At 55.1% G+C, this 321-nt stretch carries 1 pseudogene; it reads right to left on the bottom strand.

The features are described from left to right. Positions 1-321: pseudogene (locus RG608_RS11610) on the bottom strand (hypothetical protein); the annotation flags it as partial.

Here is a 321-nt window from a genome sequence, read left to right as displayed (position 1 = left end):
GCAAGTGAATCAGCGTCGACGAGTGCATCGGTAAGTGCCAGCACGTCCGCTTCAACGAGCGCGTCTGTAAGTGCCAGCACGTCAGCGTCAACGAGTGCATCTGTATCCGCAAGTACGTCTGCCTCAACGAGTGCATCTGTCTCTGCAAGTGAGTCAGCTTCGACGAGTGCGTCAGTATCCGCAAGTACATCGGCCTCAACTAGCGCCTCAGTAAGTGCAAGTATCTCAGCTTCAACCAGCGCCTCAGTAAGTGCCAGCACGTCCGCCTCAACCAGTGCATCCGTAAGTGCAAGTGAATCAGCTTCGACGAGTGCGTCAGTA

Source organism: Streptococcus sp. IsoGale022, assembly GCF_031142805.1.
GTDB classification, from domain to species: Bacteria; Bacillota; Bacilli; order Lactobacillales; family Streptococcaceae; genus Streptococcus; species Streptococcus sanguinis_A.
Note: the sequence above shows the minus strand (reverse complement) of the source record. Positions and strands in the feature narration are given on the sequence as shown.